Source organism: Streptomyces albipurpureus, from assembly GCF_023701525.1.
Classification (GTDB): Bacteria; Actinomycetota; Actinomycetes; order Streptomycetales; family Streptomycetaceae; genus Streptomyces; species Streptomyces albipurpureus.
Map to the genome: position 1 here is coordinate 40720 of NZ_JAMQAW010000091.1, position 24173 is coordinate 64892.

The window sequence follows — 24173 nt, forward strand, 5'->3', positions numbered from 1 at the left end:
GCCAGGGCGCCGGTCAGCCGGTCCGCTGACCGAGCCGCCGCTGACGTGCCGTTCCCTGGCTGCCGGCTTCGACGGGCGACCCCCGAGTGGGCCGTCCCACTGGTCCCCGGCGAGCCGCAGCCATGGGCGCCACGCGCTCGCACGGGTCCCAGTGGCGCCCGCGCGAGCGCTACTTACCGGCTGCCTCAGCAGATCCGCGGCAGTTGTTCGCCCAACGGCAGATCGACGACCCGGGTGCCACCGAACGCGGTACGCGCGACCACCATTCCCGGATGCTCCGTCAGGCACTCACCGATCACACTGGCCGAGGCACCCAGGGGATGGGCCCGCATCGCGGCGAGTACCGCGTCCGCGTGCTCGCGGGGGACAAAGGCAACGAGCTTGCCCTCATTGGCCACATACATCGGGTCAAGGCCCAGAATCGCACAGGCATTGGCGACTTGAGGGGGCACCGGCACCGCGCGTTCCTGGATGCGTACGCCAACGCCGGCCGCGGTGGCGATCTCGTTGAGGGACGCGGCCAAGCCGCCCCGGGTGGGGTCGCGCAGAACATGAAGATCGGGTGTGACCGCCAGCATCGCCTCGACCAGGCCACCGAGGGCCGCGCAGTCACTCTGCACCTCCACACCGAACTCCAGGCCCTCACGCACACTCATGATCGCCACGCCATGGAGCCCGATCTCACCACTGACGATCACCACATCGCCCGGCTGGGCGCGCTGCGGCCTGATGTCCACTCCGGGCGGGATCAGCCCGATGCCCGAGGTGTTGATGTAGATGCCGTCTCCGTGTCCGGCCTCCACCACCTTGGTGTCACCGGTCACCACCTCGACGCCCGCCGCGCGCGCCGCGGCACCGAGGGCCCTGGCGACCCTGCCGACCAGTTCTGTCTCCACCCCTTCTTCCAGGATGAACCCGCACGACAGATACGCCGCCCGAGCTCCGCTCATGGCCAGGTCGTTGACGGTGCCATGGACCGCGAGGTCGCCGATGCTCCCCCCGGGGAAGAACAACGGCCGAACCACAAAGGAGTCCGTGGAGAAGGCGAGCCGGGCTCCGCCGAGGGTGAGCGTGGCACTGTCGCCGAGATCGGTGAGCGTTTGACCCCCGAAGGCCGGAACGAAGATGTGCTCGACCAACTCGGCCGACATGGCGCCGCCTCCGCCGTGCCCCATCACCACCCGTGGATGGTCCCGCAGCGGCAGGGGGCAGCTCCAGCCGGAGAGATCCGGCGCCGCGGGCGCTTTGACATCGGACACGGTGCTAGCCAACGGGGTTCGCCTCCAGTGGGGTTGCCGGGTTGCCCAGGCGTCGATAGAGGTAGTACGCGGCACAGGCGCCCTCGCTGGACACCATGGTGGCGCCGAGGGGGGTGCGTGGAGTGCAGATGTTTCCGAAGGCCTCGCACTCGTTGGGTTTCAGTAGCCCCTGGAGCACTTCGCCGCTGCGGCACTCCGCGGGTTCGAGGGTGGCGATGTCAACGACGTCGAAGCGGTACTCCGCGTCATGGTCGCGGTAGCGGGGGGAGAGCCGCCAGCCGCTGAGGGGGATGGTGCCGATCCCGCGCCAGGCCCGGTCGGTCACCTCGAAGACATCCTCCAGCATCGCGCGCGCCGCCGGATTGCCCTGCGGCTGCACCGCACGTGGATAGGCGTTGTCGACGGTGTGCTCGCCGCGCTCCAACTGGCCCACCGTCCGCCGGATGCCCTCCAGGATGTCGAGCGGCTCAAAGCCGGTGACGACGATCGGAACGCGATGACGTGCGGCCAGGGCCGGGTACTCGCCAGTGCCCATCACGCTGCACACATGCCCGGCGGCGAGGAAGCCCTGCACCCGGCACTCGGGTGACGTCATGATGGCCTCGATGGCGGGTGGTACCCGGACATGGGAGACCAGCATGCTGAAGTTGCGAATGCCCTGTTTCCGGGCCTGGTACACGGTCATCGCATTGGGCGGGGCGGTGGTTTCAAAGCCGATGCCGAAGAACACCACCTCGCGGTCCGGGTTCTCGCGCGCGATCCGCAGGGCGTCCAGTGGTGAGTAGACCACCCGGACATCGCCGCCCTCCCCTCGGACCCGGAAGAGGTCGCGCCCGGTGCCGGGCACCCGGAGCATGTCCCCGAAGGAACAGAAGATCACCCCGGGCCGAGAGGCGATCTCCAGGGCCTTGTCGATGATCTCCAGCGGGGTGACACACACCGGGCATCCGGGCCCATGGATCAGTTCCACCTCCTCGGGCAGCAACTGGTCGATCGCATGACGGATGATGGTGTGCGTCTGTCCACCGCACACCTCCATCAGCGCCCATGGACGGGTGACGGTGGCTCTGATGTCATCCAACAGGCCACGGGCCAACTCCGGGTTCTGGAACTCCTCCAGATACTTCACCGCTCCGCCTCCTCAGCTGTCGCGCTGTGCGCGGCCGACTCCCAGGGATCGCCGAACTCCTCCTGCAGAAGGCCGAGTTCCGCGAAGAGATCCAGTGTCTTGCGCGCCGACTCCTCGTCCAACCGCTGGAGCGCGAACCCGACGTGCACGATGGCGTACTCACCGACCGCGAGGTCCGGGAGGTACTCCAGGCACACGTCCTTCACCACTCCACCGAAGTCCACAACGGCCATCCGGGTACCGTCACGCTCGTTGATCTCGATCACCCTGCCGGGCACCGCCAGGCACATGGGCTGTCTCCTCTCAGTTGGCGGCCCGTGCGGCCACCATCAACTGGCCAAGGGCCAGTCCGCCGTCATTGGGCGGTACCTCGCGGTGCCGCAGCACCGTGAACCCGTCCGCCGCCAGAGCGCGCACACAGCCGGACAGCAGCAGGGCGTTCGCCATGACCCCGCCCGTCAGAGCGACCGTCTCCAGCCCATGCCGCTCACGGGCTCCCGCGCAGAGCTCCCGTACCAACTCCGTCACCGCGGTGTGGAAGCGCGCTGCCACCAGGCCCACCGTCGCTCCGGCCCGCAGATCGGCCACCGCTTCGATCAGCACGGGGGCCGGGTCGGCGATCCACCCGTCGGGTTCGGGGCGCACGGTGAAGCGGTACCCGTCCGCGGGGCCGTGGGCATACGCCGCGCCCTCCAGTTCGATCGCCGCCTGCGCCTCGTACCCGGCGAGCTGACAGACCCCGGCCAGCGAGGACACCGCGTCGAAGAGACGGCCCATGCTGGAGGTGGGTACACAGTTCAGCCCCGTGTCCAACTGCCTCTCCAGTAGTCGGCGTTCGTCGTCGGGACAGGCCAGGACACAGGCGAGATCCGCGGACCAGGGGACCTTCGCGGCGCGCAGATGCGCCAGTGCCATGCGGTAGGGCCGCGCTACCGCCGTGTCACCACCCGGCAGGGGTACATACGCGAGGTGGGCGAAGCGCCGGAAGCCCGCGTAGTCGGCCAGCAGTACCTCGCCTCCCCAGATCGCCCCGTCATCTCCGTAGCCGGTACCGTCGAAGGCGACCCCGATGACCGGCCGGCTCCCGTCGAGACCGTTCTCCGCCATCGCCGACGCGATGTGCGCGTGATGGTGCTGTACGCGGTGCACCCGGTGGCCGTGGGCGCGGCGTTCGGCGCACTTGCCGGACCGGTAGCCGGGGTGCCGATCGGCGGCCACCACCACGGGTGTCACTCCGGTGACCGCGGTGAGATGGTCCGCGGCGCGATCGAAGGCGTTCAGGGTCGCCAGATCGTCCATATCGCCGATATGGCCCGAGAGCCAGGCACAGCGGCCTTCCGCCACCGCGAGGGTGTTCTTGAGATCACCACCGACCGCGAGCACCGGCCCCACCGACAACGGCAGGCGGACCGGAGCGGGAACGTAACCGCGTGAGCGACGCAGCGGCAGGGGCGCTCCCTCGACGATCCGCACCACCGAGTCGTCGCAGGGCACATGGATCGGGCGGTCGTGCGTCAGCCAGGCGTCCACCAGCGGAGACAGCCGCTCCAGTGCCTCGGAGTCGTCGGTGACGATCGGTTCGCCGGCGAGATTGGCGCTGGTCATCACCAGCAGCCGGGGCCCGAGCGGGTCACCCGGCAGACCGAACAGCAGATGGTGCAGGGGTGCGTACGGCAGCATCACACCGAGGTCCGGGCTGCGCGGGGCCAGGGCATCCAAGGCGGCGGCGAGAGCGGCGGTGGAGCCGGCCGGACGGCGCCGCAGCAGTACGATCGGCCGCTCCGCACTGGTCAACACCGCACGCTCGGCCGCATCGATGTCCACCAGCGGCTCAAGGTCGGCGACCTCACGCGCCATCATGGCGAAGGGCTTGTCGCCCCGGTTCTTGCGACGGCGGAGCAGGGTCACGGCGTGAGCGTTCCCGGCGTCAGCGGCCAGATGGTAGCCACCGACGCCCTTGACGGCCAGGATCGCCCCGTTCATCAGCAGTTGGCGAGCCCGGGTGAGCGCCGTCCCACCGCGCAGCGGTGCACGGCCCGCCGCGACCAGCGTGAGTTGGGGCCCGCAGTCATGGCACGAGACGGGCTGCGCGTGGAAGCGCCGGTCGGTCGGGTCGTGGTACTCCCGAGCGCACCGCGGGCACATGGGGAAGCCGGCCATGGTGGTCGCTGGCCGGTCGTAGGGCAGCGCGGTGACGATGGTGAAGCGTGGCCCGCAGCCGGTGCAGGTGATGAAGGGGTGCCGGTACCGGCGGTTCGCCGGGTCGATGAGCTCGGCCAGACAGGCCGAGCAGGTCGCCGCATCGGGAGGGATGAGCGTTCGCCCCGAGGTCGCATCCGCCCGCGACGGGGCGATAGCGAAGCCCCTCACCCCGGTGGCGGGGATGCGCTCATGGCGCACCGACGCGACCCGCGCCAGGGCAGGCGCGTCGGATGCCACCCGATGGCAGAAGGCGTCCACCGCGTCCGGCGGTCCCTCCACCTCGGCGAGCACACCGTCGCCGGTGTTGCGGACATGGCCGCAGAGCCCCAGCTCGGATGCCAGGGTGAAGACAAACGGCCGGAACCCGACGCCCTGCACCTGGCCCTGGACAGCGACTCTTCGTCGCAGTGGGAGGGTCGTCGGCCCCGCTGGGGTCACCACCGGTCCACGGTCGGGTGGTCATACCGATGGGAGTGCGGCAGGGCATCGTGATCGGGGTGCGGGGCCGCGGACGCGGGCGCCGGTGGTGACTGCTGGTCATGGGCGTGGGTGTGGTCGCCGTGGTCATGGTCGTGGCCGTGGCCGTGGTGCTGGATCGTGAGCGAGGGAGATCGGTGGCCGGTGGCGGAGTGCGCGTGGTCGTGGGTTGCCGTGCGGGTCATCACCGGTCGGTGCACCTCGGCGCCGTCGCGCACCGCCAGAGCCCTCTCCAGCAGCACCCCGATCCCCTGCCCGCTGCGGGCGGAGGTGAACACCACTTCCACCCCGGGGTTGACCCGTGCCACATTGCCCAGGAACGTCTCCTGGTCGAATCCCACCGCGGCGGCGATGTCCGTCTTGGTGAGCACCACCAGATTGGCCAGGCCGAACGCCCCCGGGTACTTGAGCGGCTTGTCCTCTCCCTCGGTCACCGAGACCAGCGTCACACGCAGCGACTCGCCGAGGTCGTAGGCGGCCGGGCAGACCAGGTTGCCCACGTTCTCCACGAAGAGCAGCTGGGTCCGCGCAGGCAGCCAGCCCGCCACGTATCCCCGCAGCATCACCGCTTCGATATGGCACAGCCCGTCCGTGAGCACCTGCCGCACGGGTACGCCCGCGCGGGCCAGCCTCTTGGCGTCGTTCTCGGTGGCCAGATCGGCGGTCAGCGCGGCAACGGGCACACCGCGCTCCCGCGCCAGGGCGAGCTCCGACTCCAGCAACGCCGTCTTACCGCTCCCGGGGCTGGAGAGCATGTTCACCGCGATGGCGCCCCTGGCCGTCAGTTCGGCCCGGAGCGCCTGCGCGCTGTCGTCGTTCCTGGCGAGGACCGCCTGCCGAAGATCGGTCGTACGGCACATGGGGATACGCCTTCCTCATCAGCCATGGGTGTGCAGCGGGCGATCGGCCCACTCAACGTCGCGGATATGTAGTTCACGTCCCGCTCGCAACTCGGCCCGTGCCCCGCCACACCGCGGACAGACCAGGTCCGGCGGCATACCCGGATGCCACTCGACATCGCAGGGACCGCACCGGGCCCGGGCCGGAACGGTCCTGGTCTCCAGCGCGGCACCCTCCAGCGCCGTGCCCTCGCAGGCCAGGGCGAAGCAGAAGTCCAACGCCCGCGGCACCACGCCGGCGAGTTCACCGACATCCAGCCGTACGGTCGTGACCGCTGTCGCACCACGCTGGAGCGCCACCCGACCCACCTGCTCCACAACGGCGGCCGCGATCGACATCTCGTGCATCGGTACGCCTCATTCCACGGCAGCTCTCCAGTGGCTGACAGCGGCTGTGACGCACGGCGTGGCAGCGGCTCCATTGCACGGCCCGATGGCGGCGCCGACCAGCAGCCACGCCGTACCACCGGCTCCGGGGAACCCCATTGGCAGCAGTGAATCCCGGTCGAACCGGCGCTACATGCGCGAGATACGCAGATACCGCTTGAGGTCGGGCAGGGTCTGCCAGACGATCGCCCCGACAACGGCTCCCAGGGCCGTGGCGAACACGGTCTTCAGCATGATGACTCCTCTCTGGTGGACTGCTGAACCCCCGCGCCCCTCGTGGACTCCTCTTCGATCACCCGTCGGATCAGCGCTACCGCCTCCTGGACCGCGCCGGCCACCGGAGCGCTCAACCCCATCCCCTCCTCCAACGACGCCGGTTCGCACCCCACCACCAGCACCCGTTCGGGCGGTACGCCATCCGTGCCCGCGCTCAAGGTGGCCAGCAGCGCCAACACGGCGTCGGGACCCATCCGATGGCCGTCCAACGCCAGCGAACCGACCGACTCCACGGGTCCGGCCTCCGCCTCGATCAAGTAGACCGTGCCCGGCGCGCCACCCCGCGAGGTGGCGTCCACGAGCACCAGCGTCCGGTATCCATCCAGGAGCTGATACGCCAGATGGACACCGCGCACCCCGAAATCGACGGCATCGACCCCCACCGGCAGCCCCTGACCGATGAGCCGCTGAACGGTCTCCACCCCGAACCCGTCGTCGCCGAGGAAGACATTGCCCACCCCCGCCACCAGTACCCGGCGCTCGGTCATGCCTCCCCCAGCGGAGTCACTTCATCGGGCTGGAAGTACCGGAACCTGCCCTGCAGCCGCCAGAGGTCCGCACCGGGATCATCCTCCACGGTGACCGCCAGATGCACCGATCCATCGACGTCGTGCAGCACCGCCTCGACCAGCGCGGCGCGCCCCGCGAGAAAGAGGTCCTGGGCGTCGGTGCGCCGTCGCCCGGGTCCCAGGAGCACCCGGCTGCCCGCGCCGATCTGATGCCCGTCGATGAGTACCCGATCCCGTGCCGGGTCCACATCCGTATCCCCGCCCGGATCCCACCAGGGCTGTGGTGGTGCGTCACAACCACCCCCGGACGGTGCGGAGATGTCCCGCAAGGCCCGTACGGCCCCATGGAGCCGTTCCAACACCTCGGGGGGCATGGAGTCAGCCAGGTCGATCACCGCCCCGGCCCGGTCATCGGTGCCGCGGGCCTCGCGCTTCTCCTGGTCCGTGAGGGCCGCCGTGCGCAGGGCGAGGATCTCGTCGATCTCGGTGGCGTCATACAGGGCACCCGGGCTCTCCGGGGCGATGTGCGGATGGTCCTCCAAGATGATCGGAGAGGACAGCACCACATCGTCCCGACCCGACGCACCGGCCAGCACCGGCCAGGTGTGTTCATTGCGGCATTCCGCGACCGCCCCCTCGGCCCAGCGCGGTGGGTCGGTCACCGAGAGGAAGGAGCCGCGGTCGAGGGCGAGCAGCAGATGGGCCGAGACCAGTGAGTGGGGCAGCGCCGCATCCCGGCGCGCTTCCCCCATCCCTTGCCAGGCGCTGGTGTTCTCCACCACAGCGGTCAGCCGCAGCGCGCTGTAGGGCCCGGGGATGTGCCGCGCACTCAGCCGGATCACACCCGAGAGCTCCTCGCGGGCCCGCAGCAGCCGGCCCACCCGAACCCCCGACTCATCGAGCCCCTCCTGATCCTGCCGCGCGGGCAGCCGAAACGCCCGGCTGGTGCCACCCAGCAGATCGGTGACCGGGACCAGGACCCTGACCCGTTCCTCGACCCCCTCATCCCAGGGCACCACCACCCGATCCCTCAGCTCCAGCCGCGGGACCGTCTCATAGCTGCCGTCCTCCGCCACCTCCTGGACGGTCTTGCGCTGCGCCCGGAGGAATCGCAGCTCAACCGCGAGCCTGGCGCCCCGCTTGGGTTCCATCAGGCATTCGGTCCGCTGGTACGCGTGCTCGGCGCTGTCCTTGCCGTAGGCCGGTGGGACCAGTACGCCGAACTGCCACCGCAGTTGGTTCTTGGCCGCCGACGCCCGATAGGGGTAGAGGACGTATCCCTCGAACAGCACCGCGTCGGCGATCTGCCGGACCGCCTCCAGCCGCGCATCCAACTCAGCCGGGAACGCCTGGCAGGCAGGAGAAGCAGGAGAAGCAGGAGAAGCCGAGGGCGGCGAGGGCTCGGTCTGTTCCCTGGTCACATCGGTCACCGGACACCTTCCCGGAGCTCCACCGCGGGTTCCGCGGCGCTGAGCAGGGTGCGTACGGTCGCCTCCCACGATGGCAGCGCACGCCGGGTGCGGAACGCCAGCAGACCGTCGATCACATCGCCCGGAAGCCGAAGCCAGCCGCACCCGGGAAAGTGCTGCTCGATCATTTCCCGCCACACCCGCACCGGCAGGCGTACGGCGGTCTCGCGATCCCAGGGCACCGGGGTGACCTGGAACCCACCGGGCCCACTGAACGCCGTGCCCGAGAAGAGCAGCAGCAGCGGGATGTCTCCCTCGTCGAGGGCACGGAAGTAGCGGGCCGACGCGATGTCCAGGTCATAGGTGCACGGCACCACGACATCGACATCGGTCTCCCCCTGGAAACCCGGCACCATCACGGCGACCTGCGCGAACTCGATCGGATTGAGGGTGCTGCCCCAGCGGGACCGGTCGCCGAAGAGATCGGTCAACCGCTCGCCCTCGCCCTCGGTGTAGCTCCGGCGCGCGGGGTGGATGCGCAGTTGGCACCGCAGTGCCAGCGCGTGCACCCGGGTGTCGGGATCGGCGGTGATCCGCAGCCGGAAGACCAGCGTCGGTCCGGCGGCGTGCGGGTCGGCCCGTACCTCGGTACAGGAGAACTGGAGCTCGGTCATACCGCCGCCTCCTTCGACAGGACCCTGGCCCGGTCGGTCACCGTTGCGAAGAAGGCGTCGAGTTCGGCGTGCGCCTCGGCTCCGCCGTCAAAACCCCGCCAGTGCAGCCGCATGCGGCCGACCAACTCGTAGCAGATGTCGATCGGCACCAGGAAACACCGGATGCTGCCCTGTGCGCGGTGCATCAGCAGGGCCTCCACATCGGCCTCCAGCGTTGCCGCCAGTCGGTTGTCCTGGAACACCGACCGCCAGAGGGGCTCCTCCAGCTCACTCTCGGTGGCACCGGCGGGGCCGGGATAGCACAACACCGCCTGGCCCAAAGCTGAGTTACGCAACACAAAGGCCGTGCTGACCGGGATCCGCAGGGTGGCCCAGGCCGCCTCGCCCAGCTCCTGGCCGGGGTCGACGAGATAGCGGTGCGGTACGGCCCGATAGCGGCCGTCCCCGGCGCCCGGGCGCTGGAACAGCAGTGCGCAGGCCGTACAGGAGCAGACCAGGGCCCGCTCGGAGGTGTCGGCGAGATGGCGGTGGCCAGGAGGGAGAGTCACACCGCAGAAGGTGCAGCGTTCCGGTTGCGGTGGTGCGGGCTCCCGCATTCTGCGCAGCAGCCTGGTCCCGCTCCCCGGGATCTGACGCTCGCTCACCGCAGCCGCGCCGAGGTCGGCGGGCGGCTGCCGATCTGGAGGAGTGCCGGTACCGGCTGCCAGACGATCGTCGCCACCTCCGGCGCATGAGCGGCGATGGTGTCCTCGATGTCCTGCTCGCCGCTTCCGCAACCACAGCCCGACGCCTTGGCCCGTCGCAGGGTGAGCGTGCCGCTGTCCGGGTCAAAGCCGATGAACCCGATATCGGCCTGGCCGAGCGCTGTCAGAGCCCGATCGATCCGGGCTCCGACCTCCTCGGGGTGGAGGTCGTGCAGAACCAGGAGTCCCGCCGCCGCGGGATGGTCGAGGACCCGCGCCAGTGCCGACGGCGGCAGTGCGTCGACCATCCCGGACAGGCCCTCGTCGTAGAACGCCATCAACTCGCGGACCAGGGCCTCACCCGCTTCCCGCGCTCCGCTGCCGGCCAGCCGGTCCAACGCCTCCTGCACCCGGACGCCCGTCTGCTCCGCGGTCATCCGCTCAGCCCGCTCAGCCCGGTGGGTACATGCATCTGCTGGAGGGTCCGGCCACCGCCCACGTACATATGGACACCGCACGGCAGACACGGGTCAAAGCTGCGGACGGCACGCATGATGTCGATGCCCTTGAAGTTCTCCGGCGGGTTCTCCTCGAAGATCGGAGTGTTCTGCACCGCGTCCTCATACGGCCCCGGAGTGCCGAAACTGTCACGGACGCTGGCGTTCCAGGGGGTGGGCGGGTACGGGTGGTAGTTGGCGATCTTGCCCTCGCGGATCACCATGTGGTGGGAGAGCACCCCGCGCACCGCCTCGGTGAAACCGCAGCCGATGGACTCGTCGGGCACCTCGAACTTCTCCCATGTCTGGGTGCGTCCGGCATGCACCTCCGCGAGGGCCTTCTCCGCGAAGTGGAGCGCCGCCGCGGCGGCGTAGGCCTGGAAGTAGGTACGGGCGCGATTGCGCTCGATGGCGTTGCTCCACTGCGGGATCTTCCACTCGAAGGTGGTCTCCGGCTTGGTCATCGAGCGGGGGAGGTTGATCTGCACACTGTGCCCGGTGGCCTTGATGTAGCCGATGTCGACCAGCCCGGAGAGCGCGGTGGACCAGAGCCGGGCGATGGGGCCCCCGCCGGTGTCCAGCGCCAGATGCTCCTTGCCGTCGAACCAGCGGGGAGACATCACCCAGCTGTACTTCTCGTCGAAGTTCCGCTTCTGCGGGGAGGGGATGGTGTGTTGGTTCCACGGGTGCCGCGGATCGACCGGGTTGCCCAGCGGGTCATGGGTGACGAAGAGGTCCTTGCCCTCCCAGTCCTCGTAGTAGGAGCTGCCGAGCAGGATGCGGATACCGAGATTGATCTCGGTGAGGTCGTTGGTGACCAGCTTGCCGTCGACCACGACGCCCGGGGTGACGAACATCCTGCGACCCCAGTCCGTCATGTTGCGGTAGGTGAAGTCGCAGTGGTCCGGGTCGTTGAGGCTGCCCCAACACCCCAGCAGCACCCGGCGCCGACCGACCTCCTCATAGCCGGGCAGGGCCTGGTAGAAGAAGTCGAAGAGGTCGTCGTGGAGCGGTACGACCTTCTTCATGAACTCCACATAGCGCATCAGCCGGGTGAGGTAGTCGGTGAACAACTGCACGGTGGCCACCGTGCCGACACCCCCGGGGTAGAGCGTCGACGGGTGGACGTGGCGCCCCTCCATCAGACAGAACATCTCCCGGGTGTACCGGCTGACCTGGAGCGCCTCACGGTAGAACTCGCCCTCGATGGGGTTGAGGGAGCGCATGATGTCGGCGATCGTCCGATACCCGTGGTCGCCCGCGTGCGGAGCCTCGGTGCGCTCGGCCATCTCCAGCACGCCGGGATTGGTCTCGCGAACCATCCGCTCGCAGTAGTCGACCCCGACCAGGTTCTCCTGGAAGATGTTGTGATCGAACATGTACTCGGCCGCCTCGCCGAGATTGATGATCCACTCGGCGAGGTGTGGTGGCTTCACCCCGTACGCCATGTTCTGGGCGTAGACCGAACAGGTGGCGTGGTTGTCACCGCAGATACCGCAGATCCGGCTGGTGATGAAGTGGGCGTCCCGCGGGTCCTTGCCGCGCATGAAGACGCTGTAGCCGCGGAACACCGACGACGTGCTGTAGCACTCCGCGACCTTCTTCTGCTTGAAGTCGATCTTTGTGTGGATCCCCAGGCTTCCCACGATCCGGGTGATCGGGTCCCAGGCCATCTCCACCAGGCCGCTGCCATCGCCAGCCACTTTGGTCTTTGGTGCCATGGTGTCTCTTATGCCCTTCTGGGAGCGGTAGGTGATCGTCGGCGAGGTCGTGCGCCTACTGGGGTGTGCGGTATCCGGTCGTCAGTTGGCGACCGGTCCTGCGCCACTTGGGTTCCTTGTCGAGGGTCTTCGAGGTGATCGTGCGCAGCCGCCGGATCACCGCGCCGTAGGCGGAGCTGGCGTTGCTGGAGACATGTGATCCGGGCGGGGCGTCCATGAAGGGCATGAACTTGTCCGGGAAGCCCGGCATGGTGCAGCCGATGCAGATGCCCCCGACATTGGGACAGCCCCCGACACCGTTGATCCAGCCGCGTTTGGTGACATTGCACTTGACCACCGGGCCCCAGCAGCCGAGGCGCACCAGGCATTCCGGGGTGCCGTACTCGGAGGCGAACTGGCCCTGCTCGTAGTAGCCGCCGCGGTCGCAGCCCTCATGGACCGTGGCCCCGAACAGCCAGGTGGGGCGCAGCTGCTCGTCGAGCGGGATCATCGGCGCGGAGCCGGCTAGCTGGTACAGCAGATAGGTGAGCGTCTCCGCGAAGTTGTCCGGTTGGATCGGACACCCCGGTACGCACACGATCGGCAGGCCGGCCTTGGACTTCCAGTCCCAGCCGAGGTAGTCGGGGACGCCCATTGCTCCGGTGGGGTTGCCGGCCATGGCGTGGATGCCGCCGTAGGTGGCGCAGGTGCCGATCGCGACGACGGCGGTCGCCTTGGGCGCGAGTCGATCGAGCCACTCACTGGTGGTGATGGGCTGGCCGGTCTCAGGGTCGTCGCCGAATCCGCACCAGTAACCCTCGTTCTTGATCTGCTCATTGGGGATCGAGCCCTCGACGACCAGGACGAACGGTTCGATCTCGCCGCGTTCCGCCTTGAAGAACCACTCGATGAAGTTGTCCGCTCCCTGGACCGGGCCGCACTCGTAGTCGATCAGCGGCCAGTGCACGGCGACCTTCGGTAGGCCCGGCAGCGCTCCGGTCACGATCTCCTCGATGCTCGGCTGCATGGCGGCGGTCAGGGCGACCGAGTCGCCGTCGCAGCTGAGGCCCGCGTTGATCCAGAGGATGTGCACCACATCGGTCTCGGTGGCGCTGGTGGCTGTCCCGCTCATGAGGCTTCCTCCCTAAAAAGGGACAAATCATCCGAGAATGCTCACTAAGGTCATAGCATCTGGTGATGCGTGATGCCGGTCGGTGGAGCCGATGCGGTCGCCCGGAAAGCCGCACCTCGACCGGCGGACGGTCCAGCCGTCAACCGCCGTCCGGCCCGCCCGCCCCGTGGCCGTGCGGGTCGCCTCCCGTCGGTGCGGGCCGGTGCCCCGCCCCTCGGCCCGAACCGCTCCGTTCCGTGGTTTCGCGGGTGCGCTGCGAGAGGCGGGCTCGGGGTTCACGGAACCCGGCGGGAGGCTGGGCCGGTGGAGTTGCGGCCGGCGGGCGGGCTGGGTCGATCCGGGCGTTCGGCGGGCCTGCGGCTCCGGAAACGACTCCCGCGGGCGCGGAACCCGGTGAGGGCGCGGGTGGGCGAGCGCCTCGCTGGCCGGCCGGGCGGGTGCCGCGGCCCGGATCCAGCCTGCCGGTCGGCCGCTCCGAGGTGTGCATCTGGCGGGAATCGCCAGGCGTGCTAGTCTTCTTAAGTTGCAGTTGTGGTTCCCATGTATTTCGAGTGCATCGGCGGTTACATATCCGTCGAGGCACTTTTATAATTCCGGTGCTCTCCGGACGGGGCAATCATTGCGGCGACGCCGGGTTCCGCACAGTGTGGAATCCCGAGCATGCCCCAAGGAGATTTTGTTATGGCTACTGGCACCGTGAAGTGGTTCAACGCGGAAAAGGGTTTCGGATTCATCGAGCAGGAGGGTGGCGGCCCCGACGTCTTCGCCCACTACTCGAACATCGCCACCCAGGGCTTCCGTGAGCTTCAGGAAGGCCAGAAGGTGAACTTCGACGTCACCCAGGGCCAGAAGGGCCCGCAGGCGGAGAACATCGTTCCCGCCTAAGCTTTACAGCGTATGACGGCTGGGGCCCGCACCCGAGGTGCGGGCCCCGGTTCGTTGCCGTTCATGGGTGTGTCCAGTGCGGGGCCGGGGCTTCGAGGCACGCGCACTCCATGAGTTCCTGACATTCCGCTGCCCGGTGGCGACTCCTCGGCACCAGCACGGCCAATGTCTTCAGCAATAGCGGCTCGTCTCTGCGATCCATTCGGTTTCTTTGCACCGGGGATTCCTCGATACGCGCCATATCGGGGAAAGGTCTCCATGCAGCGCCCATATCGATCGAATCGCTCCTCACCTTCTCGCACGCGTGACGCCGCGAGCTCCAACCGGGGCGGCAACCCCCGCTCGCAAGGCCAGGGTGGCTCCGCCAACCGCTCCCGTCCGCGTCCCGCGCCGAAGCAGGACTTCCAGCTCCCCACCACCATCACCCCCGCGCTCCCCGCGGTTGCGGCCTTCGACGCACTCGACCTTCCGGGTCCGCTGCTGAAGACGCTCACGACCCTGGGTGTGACCGAGCCCTTCCCCATCCAGGCCGCCACCCTGCCCAACGCTCTCGCTGGCCGGGACGTGCTGGGCCGCGGGCGCACCGGCTCGGGCAAGACCCTCGCTTTCGGGCTGGCGCTGCTCGCTCGTACCGTCGGACGGAGCGCCACCGCCCGGCAGCCGCTGGCCATGGTCCTCGTTCCCACGCGTGAACTCGCCCAGCAGGTCACCGACGCGCTCACCCCGTACGCCCGCTCACTCGAACTGCGGATGACCACCCTTGTCGGCGGCTTGTCGATCGGTAAGCAGGCCGCCGCCCTCCGCGCCGGAGTCGAGGTGGTGGTTGCCACCCCAGGTCGGCTGAACGATCTGATCGAGCGGGGCGACTGCCGGCTTGACCGGGTGCGCATCACCGTCCTGGACGAAGCCGACCAGATGGCCGACATGGGCTTTATGCCCCAGGTCACCCGGCTGCTCGACCAGGTCGGCCCCGACGGACAGCGCATGTTCTTCTCCGCCACTCTGGACCGCAGCATCGACGCCCTGGTCCGTCGCTACCTCCATGACCCGGTGGTCCACTCGGTCGACCCCTCCGTCGGAGCGGTGACCACGATGGAGCACCATCTGCTCCATGTGCACGCGGCGGACAAGCACACCGTCGCGACCGAGATCGCGGCCCGTGACGGCCGAGTGATCATGTTCCTCGACACCAAGCGTTCGGTGGACAAGTTCACCAAGCACCTGCTGAGCGTCGGCGTACACGCAGCGGCGCTGCACGGCGGCAGGTCCCAGCCGCAGCGCACCCGCACCCTGGCCCAGTTCAAGGCCGGTGAGGTCACGGTGCTGGTGGCGACCAACGTCGCGGCTCGCGGTATCCATGTGGACGATCTTGACCTGGTGGTCAATGTCGACCCTCCCGCGGACCACAAGGACTATCTGCACCGTGGCGGGCGCACTGCGCGGGCCGGCGAGTCCGGCCGTGTGGTCACCCTGGTCACACCCGACCAGCGTCGCGAGATGACCCGGCTGATGGCCGACGCCGACATCTCACCCCACACCGCCCAGGTGCGCTCGGGCGAGGCGGAGCTCACCCGTATCACCGCGGCGCAGGCCCCGTCCGGTGTCCCCATCAACAAGGGCACGCCGGCCGCTCAGCGCCCCAAGACCGGCAGCGCCCCCTTCCGGGGCCGCGGTACGCGTCCGGGTCAGCCGACTGCTCGCTCGGGTGGTGCGACCCGTAGGTCCGCCGAGTCCCGTCGGACGGCCGAGGCCCGTAAGGCGGCGCGGGTGCGCCGTAGCGCCTAGGCCGGCAGGGGAGTAGTGCGCACACCGGGTCCGCGCGCTGTTTTCCTGCCAGCAAGGAACACGGCGGGCACTGCTTGCCGCAGGTGGGCACAGCGGCCCCTGAATTCGCAGGCGCAAGCCTCGGGGCAAGCGGCTTGACGGCAGTGGAACGTAGGGAAGAGCGGTCACCTCGTTGGTGGCCGCTCTTCGCTATGTCGGTGTGTGCATCGAGCGCCCGGCGTGTTGGCGTTGCGTCGGCCCATGACGCGGGCCGTGGCGTCGGACGCTCGTACCGCGCAGACCTGCGAACACCGCCCCGACCGGTCCTTTGGCCGCGAGAGAGGGCCGTTGCGGTGTCGACCGGGTCAGGCGGGGCCCTCGGCGTACTCCACACCGGCCGTTCGCTGGTGTCCGGGCGCAGCGGCGCGCTGGGCGAGGGCGTCGAAGGCCCGGTCCGGCAGGAGACGGCGTAGGAAGAGCATCGGCTTGGCGCCGGCCCCCGCGGCATAGCGGATCTTGGGCCGCTGTGCGGTGGCGGCCTTGGCGATGACATCAGCGATCACTGAGGGTGGGGACAGGCGCTTGGCCGTGGCCCTGGAGGTGAAGGTGTCGGCGAGCGCGTTGGCGCGGGCGGCATAAGGGCCGCTGCCGGAGACCCTGCGAAGGCTGTCGGCCGCGATGCCGCCCCATTCGGTGCTGATGCCACCCGGTTCGATGATGACGACATCGATGCCGAAGGGCTTCACCTCCGTGCGCAGCGCGTCGCTGAAGCCCTCCACCGCGAACTTGGTGCCGTGGTACCACGCCCCGAACGGGGTGTAGATCTTGCCGCCCATCGAGGTGACATTGATGATCCGTCCCGCACCCTGGCGGCGCATATGGGGCAGTGTGAGCTGAGTGAGGCGGGCGAGCCCGAAGACATTCACCTCGAACTGGCGGCGGCCCTCCTCAAGGGGTACTTCCTCCACCGCGCCGTAGGAGCCGTATCCGGCGTTGTTGACGAGCACGTCGATCCGTCCCGCATCGGCGATGACCTTGCCGATCGCCTGCTGTACGGATGCCTCGTCGGTGACGTCAACGCCGAGGACATGGATGCCTCGTCTGGCGAGGGGCTCCATGCGTTCGACCCTTCGGGCCAGGGCGTACACCGAAAAGCCGAGCTCCTGCAATCTGCGTGTGGTGGCTTCGCCGATGCCGGATGAGGCGCCGGTGACCAGGGCGACCTTTTGGAAGACATCAGTCATTTCGATACGGCCTTTCGCCTCGATAACTCTGCCCCTTCTCAGCCTGCGGTAGCCGGCAGAGGTCTGCAAACAGGGGCGAAGCGCGGGGGGAGTGGGCCTCGGCGGGCGGGGTGCGGGGCGGTGGTCCCCCGGAGGGCGCACGGGTGTCCGGGCTACGCCGTTGTGCGACTACCGCCCGGTGGCGATGTCGACGCCGGGCGGTAGTCACTGGTGGGACGGCGGGGACCTGGCCTTCCGGGGCAGCTCGCCGGGGTCGGTCGGTGGCACGGCTTGTGTCGCAGGGGTCGGTCGGTGGCACGGCTGGCGTTGCCGGGGTGGGTCGGCTGCGGTGTCGCCACTCCAGAGATCGGGCGCAGAGCCCAGCGCACCAGTTGCCAGGGCAGTCGCCAGGACTCTCTGCCGTCCCCGGAGACGGCAGAGGTCGGTTCTCCACGCCACTCTCCGCGCCGTACGACGATGGACCGGCGGCGCTCAGCCGCGCGCTGCGGCGATCAACTCGGCGAGGAGGGTTGCCCGAACCGGCAGCTCATCGATCACCAGGTGCTCGTCGTCCGCGTGCGCTCCACCTCCGACAGCCCCTAGGCCGTCCAATGTCGGGCAGCCGGCACCCGCGGTGAGATTGCCGTCGGACGCGCCCCCGACCGCGGCCTCCCGCAGGGGCGCCATGCCGAGGCGGGCCGCGACCTTCTGGGCCAGTGTGAACAGCTCTGCCGATGAGTGCCGCTCCAGCGGTGGCCGGCTGGCTCCGCCAGCGATGGTGAGCCGGGCACCCGGTGTGCGCACAGGGAGCCCACGGAGCAACGCGTCGACCTGTCGTTGGGCCGCCGCGCTGGCTGCCCGAACGTCCACACAGATACTCGCGTGGGCGGGCACGGTGTTGCGGGAGCTTCCCGCCGAGACGAGGGTCGGGGTGATGGTGGTGGCTTCGGGACCGAACGGAGCGGACCGGCCTTCGTTCACCTGTGCCCCCAACGCACTGATGGCGAGGATCTGATGGGCCGCCTCCACGGCCGCGTTGACACCCTTCTCCGGGTTGAGGCCGGAGTGGGCCGCCTTGCCCGTTACGGCGATCTCATATCGGGACACCCCCTTGCGGGCCACCTTCAGCGCACCGCCGTCGGCTGAGGCCTCCAGGACGAATGCGGCCGCACACCCTCCTACCGACTCCAAGATCAGCTCCCGCGAGGTGGGTGAGCCGACCTCCTCGTCCCCGGTGACCAGCACGGCGATACCGTCGAGCGAAGGCAGGCTCGCCAGGGCATGGAACATCTGGACCAGCCCGCCCTTCATATCGAAGACGCCCGGTCCGCGCGCGATCCCGTTCTCGATCGACCAAGGGTGCGTGGCCAGGGTGCCGATCGGCCACACCGTGTCGTGATGGCCGAGCAGTAACACGCGGGGGGTTCCGAAGCTCCACCGCAGATGGGTGACGTCGTCGACGACCAGAGTCTCCGGTACGGCGTCCAGCAGCCTGCTGCCTTGGGCCGCGACCGCGGCGGCGCTCCGCGCAACGGCTTGATGATCGGCCGAGAACGACTCGCACCGGACGAGTTCTTCGAGGTCTGCCAACATCTGGGTCAGGTTCATAGGGCCCTCTCTGCGCTGTCCGGTGCTTGGTTGCACCTGGACGGTAGGTCCTTCCACGCTGTCGGCGGCGGACGCCGACATTCGAGACGCTGGGCCACAGCCTCTCCAAAACCTGCACGACACAAGGCAATTGCTGGGAATCATCGCGAAGTTCTCCACCGGGGAGCTACGATGCCTCTGCTCCGGCTTCACACCGGAGCCACAACTGAATGCGTGCACGACTGGGGAAAGCCGGTGGAAGTCCGGCGCTGACCTGCAACCGTGAGCGGCACCTGGGGTGTCGCAAGCCGGAGCGCCCAGCGTGTGTGTGCACTGCTTCCCACCGCCATGGTCTGCGGCGCGAAGCCCCGATTCCGGGTGCACCGGCGATGTCCGTCCATCCAGGAGCGGGCGGCTGCCGGAGCTGGGTCGTTGGGGTCGCGTTGTCGACCCCACCTTGGAAAGGCACCTATCGTGCGCCAGGCTCTCGCTCTCCGTGCTGCGACCGCAACCGCCGTTCTCGGCCTCACCCTCACCGTCGCACCGACCGCCCAAGCCACACCCGTCACGACCCACACCAACTCTCCCGTCCTCGTGAAGCTGACGGTCCAGGGACCCGAGGGGCGGCTGTTCAAGGGCCTTGTCATAACCAAGGGGCACGATGTCACCACCGCGACCGGTGGTACCCACGCCTGTGACGGAACCAACGGCGGCCATTATCCGACCGCCGTGCCCACCCCTACCGCGGCCCTCGATGACGCCGCCAGAAAGCGGAACTTCACCTGGGACGGCACCTGGTACTCGTCCTTCGACGACTTCTCGGTGGACAGCATCAAGGGCGTCAGCGGTGGGGCGTCCGCCTACTGGAACATATCGGTGAACGGCGTGTCCACCCCGGTGGGCGGCTGCCAGTTCCGGATCAAGACGGGGGACCAGGTCGCCTTCACCTGGACCACCTTCTAGTCTCTTCTCCGGGCCGGTCGGCGACCATTCTGCCGAGTAGCGGTCCCGGGGATCGGGGAGGGAATCGGTGGACTGGTCGGCCGGGCTGCTCGCGTTCACGGCCGGGCTGCTGATCTCGGTCGTGACCGCTCCGGTCGGTGTCTCCGGGGCGGTGTTCCTTTTGCCCGTGCAACTGAGCGTGCTTCAGGTGCCGAGCCCTTCGGTGACACCAACGAACCTGCTGTTCAACGTGGTCGCCGGCCCAGGCGCCCTGCTGCGCTACCGGCGCAGAGGAGACCTGGGCGGCAGGCTCACCCGGCTACTGGTCGCCGGCGCCGTACCCGGTGTCGTCCTGGGCGCGGTGATCCGGGTCTTCGCCATCCCCGGCCCCCGGGTCTTCCGCGTGCTCGTCGCCCTGCTCCTCCTGCCACTTGGCCTCTGGCTCTGGATTCGCACCCTGCGTCCCGCGACCGGCGCGATCAGGCCCGATCCAGGCCCCCGGTCCACCGTGCTGCTGGCCCTCACCGTGGGTACCGTAGGTGGGATCTACGGCATCGGGGGTGGTTCCCTGCTGGGCCCCATCCTGGCGGGCCGGGGTATGGCGATGGCACGGGTCGCCCCCGCCGCTCTGGCTTGCACGTTTGTCACCTCCATCGTGGGCGCCACCACCTACGCCGTGCTCGCCCTCGTCGCACCGGGCCACAACATCGCCCCCGACTGGTTCCTGGGGTTGGTCTGCGGCCTGGGTGGACTGTGCGGGGGAGTGCTCGGGGCGCATCTTCAGCCGAGGCTGCCGGAGCGGGTACTCCGGCTCCTGCTGGGCACCCTGGCGATGGCGCTGGGCGCACTGTACGCCGTGCAGGGCGCCGCCGGATGACGCCGTGACCGCGATGGGGTCGGTCGGACGGTCCGCGCGGGTTCTGCCGCGTCGAGGACCGCAGCGAACCGGATTCAGTCCACTGCGGGGCGTCGGGCTTCTCAGCACACCCCATCCGCTGGTGCTGGTTGCCACCCTGGTGAATGTGGCGTGGTCTGCAAAGATACGCATGGCGCAGTTTCCCCTGCCGTCCGTCCCCCCTTATGGCTGAGGTGTCATGTCCATCGTTGTCATAGCCCTAGCGGTACTGATCCTCGTGGCCATCACCGTCCTGCTGGTCAAGTTGCAATCCTGGCGGCCCCTTCGTGGACGGCCCGGCCGCAACTGCCCCGAATGCGGTGGCCGTCGAACCACCACCGTCGAGCTTCCCGGCAGGCTCCACGGGATGCTCGAATGCCGTGCGTGCCACCGCGTCTGGCAACCCCCAACCTCCTGACCTCCAGCCCCGAAGAGCCCATCAACCCCACGGCTACCAATCGTCAGACGGGTAGGTTTCAAGGCCTCGGCGGGGGTAAGAGTTCGGCCACAACGTCATCATCTCTGGGGGGCATGATGGACCCGCTTGTACTCGCCGCTGCATCCGCCGTTGTGGCATCGATCGCCGGAGAGGCGTGGAGTGACGTCAGGGCCGCAGTGGTACGCACCTGGGATCGGGTGAACTCCCCCCGATCCCGCAGCATCGGCGACGCCGTTCAGTACGACGCTGAGGGGCTTCATCAACTCGGCTCGGACGAAGGAGCCGTCGCCGTGCGCAGCGGACAGCTTGAGGAGGATTGGCAGAGCCACTTCAGGGCCCTTCTGCGGGATCACCCCGATGCTCGGGAGGCGGTGCTGGAGCTGGTCCAGAAGGATCTGATCCCGCTGGTGCCCGAGCCTCAGCAGCGCCTGGGGATCACCAACGTCATCAACAACAACACCGCTCGGGACAACAGCCGTTTTTTCCTCGCGAACCAGGACATCAACTACCACGAACGCGACTGAACCATGAGACGGAACCCACCCACAGCCGAGTAGCTGCCGCTGGCGGGACATCGGCCGGCTCCGCGTCTCACTTCAGCGCGCACGACAACTCCGTCTTCCTCTACGTCGGACGCGACGCCAATTTCGGGGGTGGTGCGCGGTACAAGCTCACCGCGTGGCCCGCCGTGCCGGCACTCCCCACCCGTGCCAGCGCCCGCGTCCAGCCCAGTCAGCTGTTGTGGGCCCATCGCGCCGTTGTGGACTTTCGAGGACGCCAGGTCGAGCTGGGTGAGTTCGCCCGGTGGTCAGCGGGCGACGGCGTCCGCATCCGGGTGCTGCACGGTGGCGGGGGCCAGGGCAAGACACGGTTCGCCGACCAGTTCGCTCGCGACCGGATGAAGGAGAACTGGGGGGTGTGGGCGGCGCCCACACCGGACCAGCGCGATCCCCTGGGCAGGTTCAGCGGCGGCCCTGATGCCGATGGCCGGCCAGCCCTCTTCGCCCGTGGTCTGCGCGGGGTACTGATCGTCGTCGACTACGCGGATCGGTGGAACGCCGGTGCGCTGTGCACCCTGCTGGATCTCGCTCGTCGAGTGCGGGGCGCACCCGTACGCATTCTGCTGCTCGCGCGCGAGACCGGGGTCTGGTGGCTGGAGGTCCAGACCCGCTTCAGCAAGCTGGGTGTCCAGTGCGGCTCGGTGCCACTGACGTCGCTGTCCCCCAACCCCCAGAAGCGCCCCGAGGAGTTCGAGGTCGCCCGTGCCCGCTTCGCCCAGGTCCTCGGGCTTGCCTCCGCGGGTTCCTCACGACTGCTCGCCGGGGCCCGGCGCCTCTTCACCGGCACCGGTGTCTGGTCCGCCCCCAAGGGGCACGACTGGCAGAACCGCGACTACTCCCTCGTCCTCACCATCCATATGGCCGCGCTGGTTTCCGTGCTCGCCGAGCTCTCCGGCGATACGGCTCCCAGCGACCCCATCGAGGTCTCCCGGTATCTGCTGGGGCGGGAGCGTGAACACTGGAAGGTCGCCAACCCGACCCGGGACATGGACACCGCCGTCTTCGTCGCCACCCTCACCGGCGGGCTCTCCTCCTTCGAGGAGGGCGCACAGGCGTTGGCTCGGGTCAATATGGCGCGGGACAAGATTCCCGGACTCATCGACGCCCATGCCATCTGCTATCCGGCACCGTTCGCCCAGTCAGAGTCAGAGTCAGAGTCAGAGTCAGAGTCAGAGTCAGGAGCGGGAGCGGCGCAGGGCCGGGGCGACTCCCGCGGAGCGCAATCCGTACTGGAACCGCTCTACCCCGACCGACTCGGTGAGGACTTCCTCGCCCTCACCATCCCCGGCCACGGCGCGGACTACCCCAAGTACCCGGCCGCCGAGATCTACGTACAGCAACTGCTCGCACCTCGGGAGCCCGGAGAAGAGCCACCCAAGTGGACCCGCCCCGCGCTCACCACGCTCATCGAGACCTCCCGCCGCTGGCGCCATGTCGCGGACCAGCAGCTCTACCCCCTGCTGCGGGCCCACCCCGAACTCGCCATCGCCGGCGGCGGTACGGTCCTCGCCTCGCTCGCCAACCAGGCCACCGAGAAGGACCACGAGGAGCTGTTGGACCTCATTCGCTCCCTGATGCCCACGGACGGCGGGGTCGACCTGGACGTGGGCGCTGCCGCGCTCGCGGGACGGCTGGTCGGCTATGACTCCCGGCGGGCCAGTACCGGGGCCGAACTGGCCCGTCTGCACGACAGGAACGCCCGATTCAGCAGCCGCAGCGGCGATCTGGAGACGGCGCTGAGCGAGAGCCAGACGGCGGTGGCGTCCTGGCGGCTGTTGGCCGACCGCAATGCCGCCGCGCACACCCATGACCTGGGTCGCGCGCTCGCCACCTGCGCTGAATGCCAGGCCGCCCTCGGCCGATGGGAGGACGCCACAGCTTCGGCCGAGGAGGCCGTGACCGTACTGCGCTCCGCCGCGCCAGGCGCCTCGCGCAGCGCTGAACTCGCCTACGCCCTGCGCAATGCCGCCCGTGTTCGACATGGTGTGGGCAGGCCCGACGCCACCGAGGCCGCGGCCGAGTCGGTCGAACTGTTCCGAGGGCTGGCGGCAGCCCGTCCGAAGCGCTACGACCCCTATCTCGCGGGCACCCTGACGCTCCTCTGCGGTCTTCTCACCGCCGAGCGCGCGTTCACGGAAGCCCACGCCGTCGGCCGCGAGGCGGTGGCGCTCCTCGAAATGGTCGCCCAGGGCCCATCAGGTGCGCGCCCCGAACTCAGCGAGGCGCTCGCAGTCCTCGCCGACTCACACGCCCGGGCGGGCAGCTCACGACTGGCACTACCCCTTGGCGCCCGTGCGGTTGAACTCCGCCTTCCCCTCGCCCAGGGCAACCCCGCCGCCTTTGAACCGCGGTTGGCCACCTCCCTGATGAACCTCGCCGGCTATGAGGCCGACGAGGGCCACTACGAAAGGGCCATCGCCGCCGGGCGACAGGGACTCGATGTCTTCAAGCGTTGTGCCGCGACGGTGCCCCAGGTCTACGCCGAGCAGTGTCACACCGCGGCTGAGATCCTCGCCCGGATCTATGACCAGGCCGGACGATATGTGGACGCCAACGAGGTACGTCGGGAGCACGATCTGCCCGATCCTCCACCCGGACCAGCACCCATGGGCTGATCAGCCAGACCCCGGAGTCCGTGAGCCTCT

At 69.0% G+C, this 24173-nt stretch carries 23 protein-coding genes; 7 read left to right on the forward strand and 16 right to left on the reverse strand.

The window, feature by feature from the left end:
• Positions 1-185: 185 nt before the first annotated feature.
• The 14 genes from hypE to NBG84_RS37255 form a co-directional block, all read right to left on the reverse strand.
• Positions 186-1259 carry a hydrogenase expression/formation protein HypE gene (hypE, locus tag NBG84_RS37195; protein WP_250924138.1) on the reverse strand — a complete coding sequence of 358 codons (1074 nt, stop codon included), beginning with the start codon at positions 1257-1259 and terminating at the stop codon, positions 186-188.
• A gap of 4 nt (positions 1260-1263) precedes the next feature.
• On the reverse strand, positions 1264-2388 hold the full coding sequence (hypD, locus tag NBG84_RS37200) for a hydrogenase formation protein HypD (protein ID WP_250924139.1): 1125 nt from the start codon (positions 2386-2388) through the stop codon (positions 1264-1266).
• The gene (locus NBG84_RS37205; protein WP_250924140.1) at positions 2385-2678 is read right to left on the reverse strand and encodes a HypC/HybG/HupF family hydrogenase formation chaperone; all 294 of its coding nucleotides are present in this window, start codon (positions 2676-2678) and stop codon (positions 2385-2387) included. Before NBG84_RS37205 ends, hypD begins: the two co-directional genes overlap by 4 nt.
• A 13-nt stretch (positions 2679-2691) precedes the next feature.
• Positions 2692-5031: a carbamoyltransferase HypF gene (gene hypF, locus NBG84_RS37210; RefSeq protein WP_425608768.1), complete on the reverse strand. Its 2340-nt coding sequence runs from the start codon at positions 5029-5031 to the stop codon at positions 2692-2694.
• Positions 5025-5927: a hydrogenase nickel incorporation protein HypB gene (gene hypB, locus NBG84_RS37215; RefSeq protein ID WP_250924141.1), complete on the reverse strand. Its 903-nt coding sequence runs from the start codon at positions 5925-5927 to the stop codon at positions 5025-5027. The genes hypF and hypB overlap by 7 nt, the downstream gene beginning before the upstream one ends.
• 18 nt (positions 5928-5945) lie before the next feature.
• On the reverse strand, positions 5946-6314 hold the full coding sequence (gene hypA, locus NBG84_RS37220) for a hydrogenase maturation nickel metallochaperone HypA (protein ID WP_250924142.1): 369 nt from the start codon (positions 6312-6314) through the stop codon (positions 5946-5948).
• A 168-nt stretch (positions 6315-6482) separates the two neighbouring features.
• Positions 6483-6587, reverse strand: coding sequence for a DUF6893 family small protein (locus tag NBG84_RS41715; protein ID WP_425608769.1), 105 nt, complete (start codon positions 6585-6587; stop codon positions 6483-6485).
• Entirely contained in the window at positions 6581-7117 is a 537-nt protein-coding gene (locus NBG84_RS37225) for a hydrogenase maturation protease (RefSeq protein ID WP_250924143.1), read from the reverse strand. Before NBG84_RS37225 ends, NBG84_RS41715 begins: the two co-directional genes overlap by 7 nt.
• On the reverse strand, positions 7114-8472 hold the full coding sequence (locus tag NBG84_RS37230) for a hypothetical protein (RefSeq protein WP_250924167.1): 1359 nt from the start codon (positions 8470-8472) through the stop codon (positions 7114-7116). The genes NBG84_RS37225 and NBG84_RS37230 overlap by 4 nt, the downstream gene beginning before the upstream one ends.
• A gap of 92 nt (positions 8473-8564) precedes the next feature.
• A complete protein-coding gene (locus NBG84_RS37235) occupies positions 8565-9221 on the reverse strand; it encodes a DUF6084 family protein (RefSeq protein WP_250924144.1) in 657 nt (218 codons plus the stop codon).
• Positions 9218-9769: a DUF5947 family protein gene (locus tag NBG84_RS37240; protein WP_425608770.1), complete on the reverse strand. Its 552-nt coding sequence runs from the start codon at positions 9767-9769 to the stop codon at positions 9218-9220. Before NBG84_RS37240 ends, NBG84_RS37235 begins: the two co-directional genes overlap by 4 nt.
• A gap of 92 nt (positions 9770-9861) precedes the next feature.
• A complete protein-coding gene (locus tag NBG84_RS37245; protein WP_250924145.1) occupies positions 9862-10341 on the reverse strand; it encodes a thioredoxin in 480 nt (159 codons plus the stop codon).
• Positions 10338-12122, reverse strand: a complete 1785-nt coding sequence (locus NBG84_RS37250; protein WP_250924146.1) for a nickel-dependent hydrogenase large subunit — start codon at positions 12120-12122, stop codon at positions 10338-10340. The genes NBG84_RS37245 and NBG84_RS37250 overlap by 4 nt, the downstream gene beginning before the upstream one ends.
• A gap of 55 nt (positions 12123-12177) precedes the next feature.
• Positions 12178-13233, reverse strand: coding sequence for an NADH-quinone oxidoreductase subunit B family protein (locus NBG84_RS37255; RefSeq protein WP_250924147.1), 1056 nt, complete (start codon positions 13231-13233; stop codon positions 12178-12180).
• A gap of 681 nt (positions 13234-13914) precedes the next feature.
• Here NBG84_RS37255 and NBG84_RS37260 point away from each other — a divergent pair.
• Complete coding sequence (locus NBG84_RS37260) at positions 13915-14118, forward strand: cold-shock protein (RefSeq protein WP_018536328.1); 204 nt, start codon at positions 13915-13917, stop codon at positions 14116-14118.
• A gap of 258 nt (positions 14119-14376) precedes the next feature.
• Positions 14377-15903 carry a DEAD/DEAH box helicase gene (locus NBG84_RS37265; RefSeq protein ID WP_250924148.1) on the forward strand — a complete coding sequence of 509 codons (1527 nt, stop codon included), beginning with the start codon at positions 14377-14379 and terminating at the stop codon, positions 15901-15903.
• 344 nt (positions 15904-16247) lie between these two features.
• Here the strand turns inward: NBG84_RS37265 and NBG84_RS37270 are convergent, their stop codons facing one another.
• Together NBG84_RS37270 and NBG84_RS37275 are read right to left on the reverse strand one after the other, a co-directional pair.
• Positions 16248-17126, reverse strand: a complete 879-nt coding sequence (locus NBG84_RS37270; protein WP_250924149.1) for an oxidoreductase — start codon at positions 17124-17126, stop codon at positions 16248-16250.
• Positions 17127-17597: 471 nt separating this feature from the next.
• Positions 17598-18713, reverse strand: a complete 1116-nt coding sequence (locus NBG84_RS37275) for a M20/M25/M40 family metallo-hydrolase (RefSeq protein WP_250924150.1) — start codon at positions 18711-18713, stop codon at positions 17598-17600.
• 453 nt (positions 18714-19166) lie between these two features.
• Here NBG84_RS37275 and NBG84_RS37280 point away from each other — a divergent pair, with 453 nt between their 5' ends.
• The 5 genes from NBG84_RS37280 (at position 19167) to NBG84_RS37300 (ending at position 24143) form a co-directional block, all read left to right on the forward strand.
• Complete coding sequence (locus NBG84_RS37280) at positions 19167-19655, forward strand: DUF4430 domain-containing protein (protein ID WP_250924151.1); 489 nt, start codon at positions 19167-19169, stop codon at positions 19653-19655.
• 67 nt (positions 19656-19722) lie between these two features.
• Entirely contained in the window at positions 19723-20511 is a 789-nt protein-coding gene (locus tag NBG84_RS37285) for a sulfite exporter TauE/SafE family protein (RefSeq protein ID WP_250924152.1), read from the forward strand.
• Between the two features lie 217 nt (positions 20512-20728).
• Positions 20729-20947 (forward strand): hypothetical protein, encoded by a 219-nt coding sequence (locus NBG84_RS37290; protein WP_250924153.1) that lies wholly within the window; start codon positions 20729-20731, stop codon positions 20945-20947.
• A 113-nt stretch (positions 20948-21060) separates the two neighbouring features.
• On the forward strand, positions 21061-21492 hold the full coding sequence (locus tag NBG84_RS37295) for a hypothetical protein (RefSeq protein ID WP_250924154.1): 432 nt from the start codon (positions 21061-21063) through the stop codon (positions 21490-21492).
• Positions 21493-21728: 236 nt separating this feature from the next.
• Entirely contained in the window at positions 21729-24143 is a 2415-nt protein-coding gene (locus tag NBG84_RS37300; RefSeq protein ID WP_250924155.1) for a hypothetical protein, read from the forward strand.
• Positions 24144-24173 lie beyond the last annotated feature (30 nt).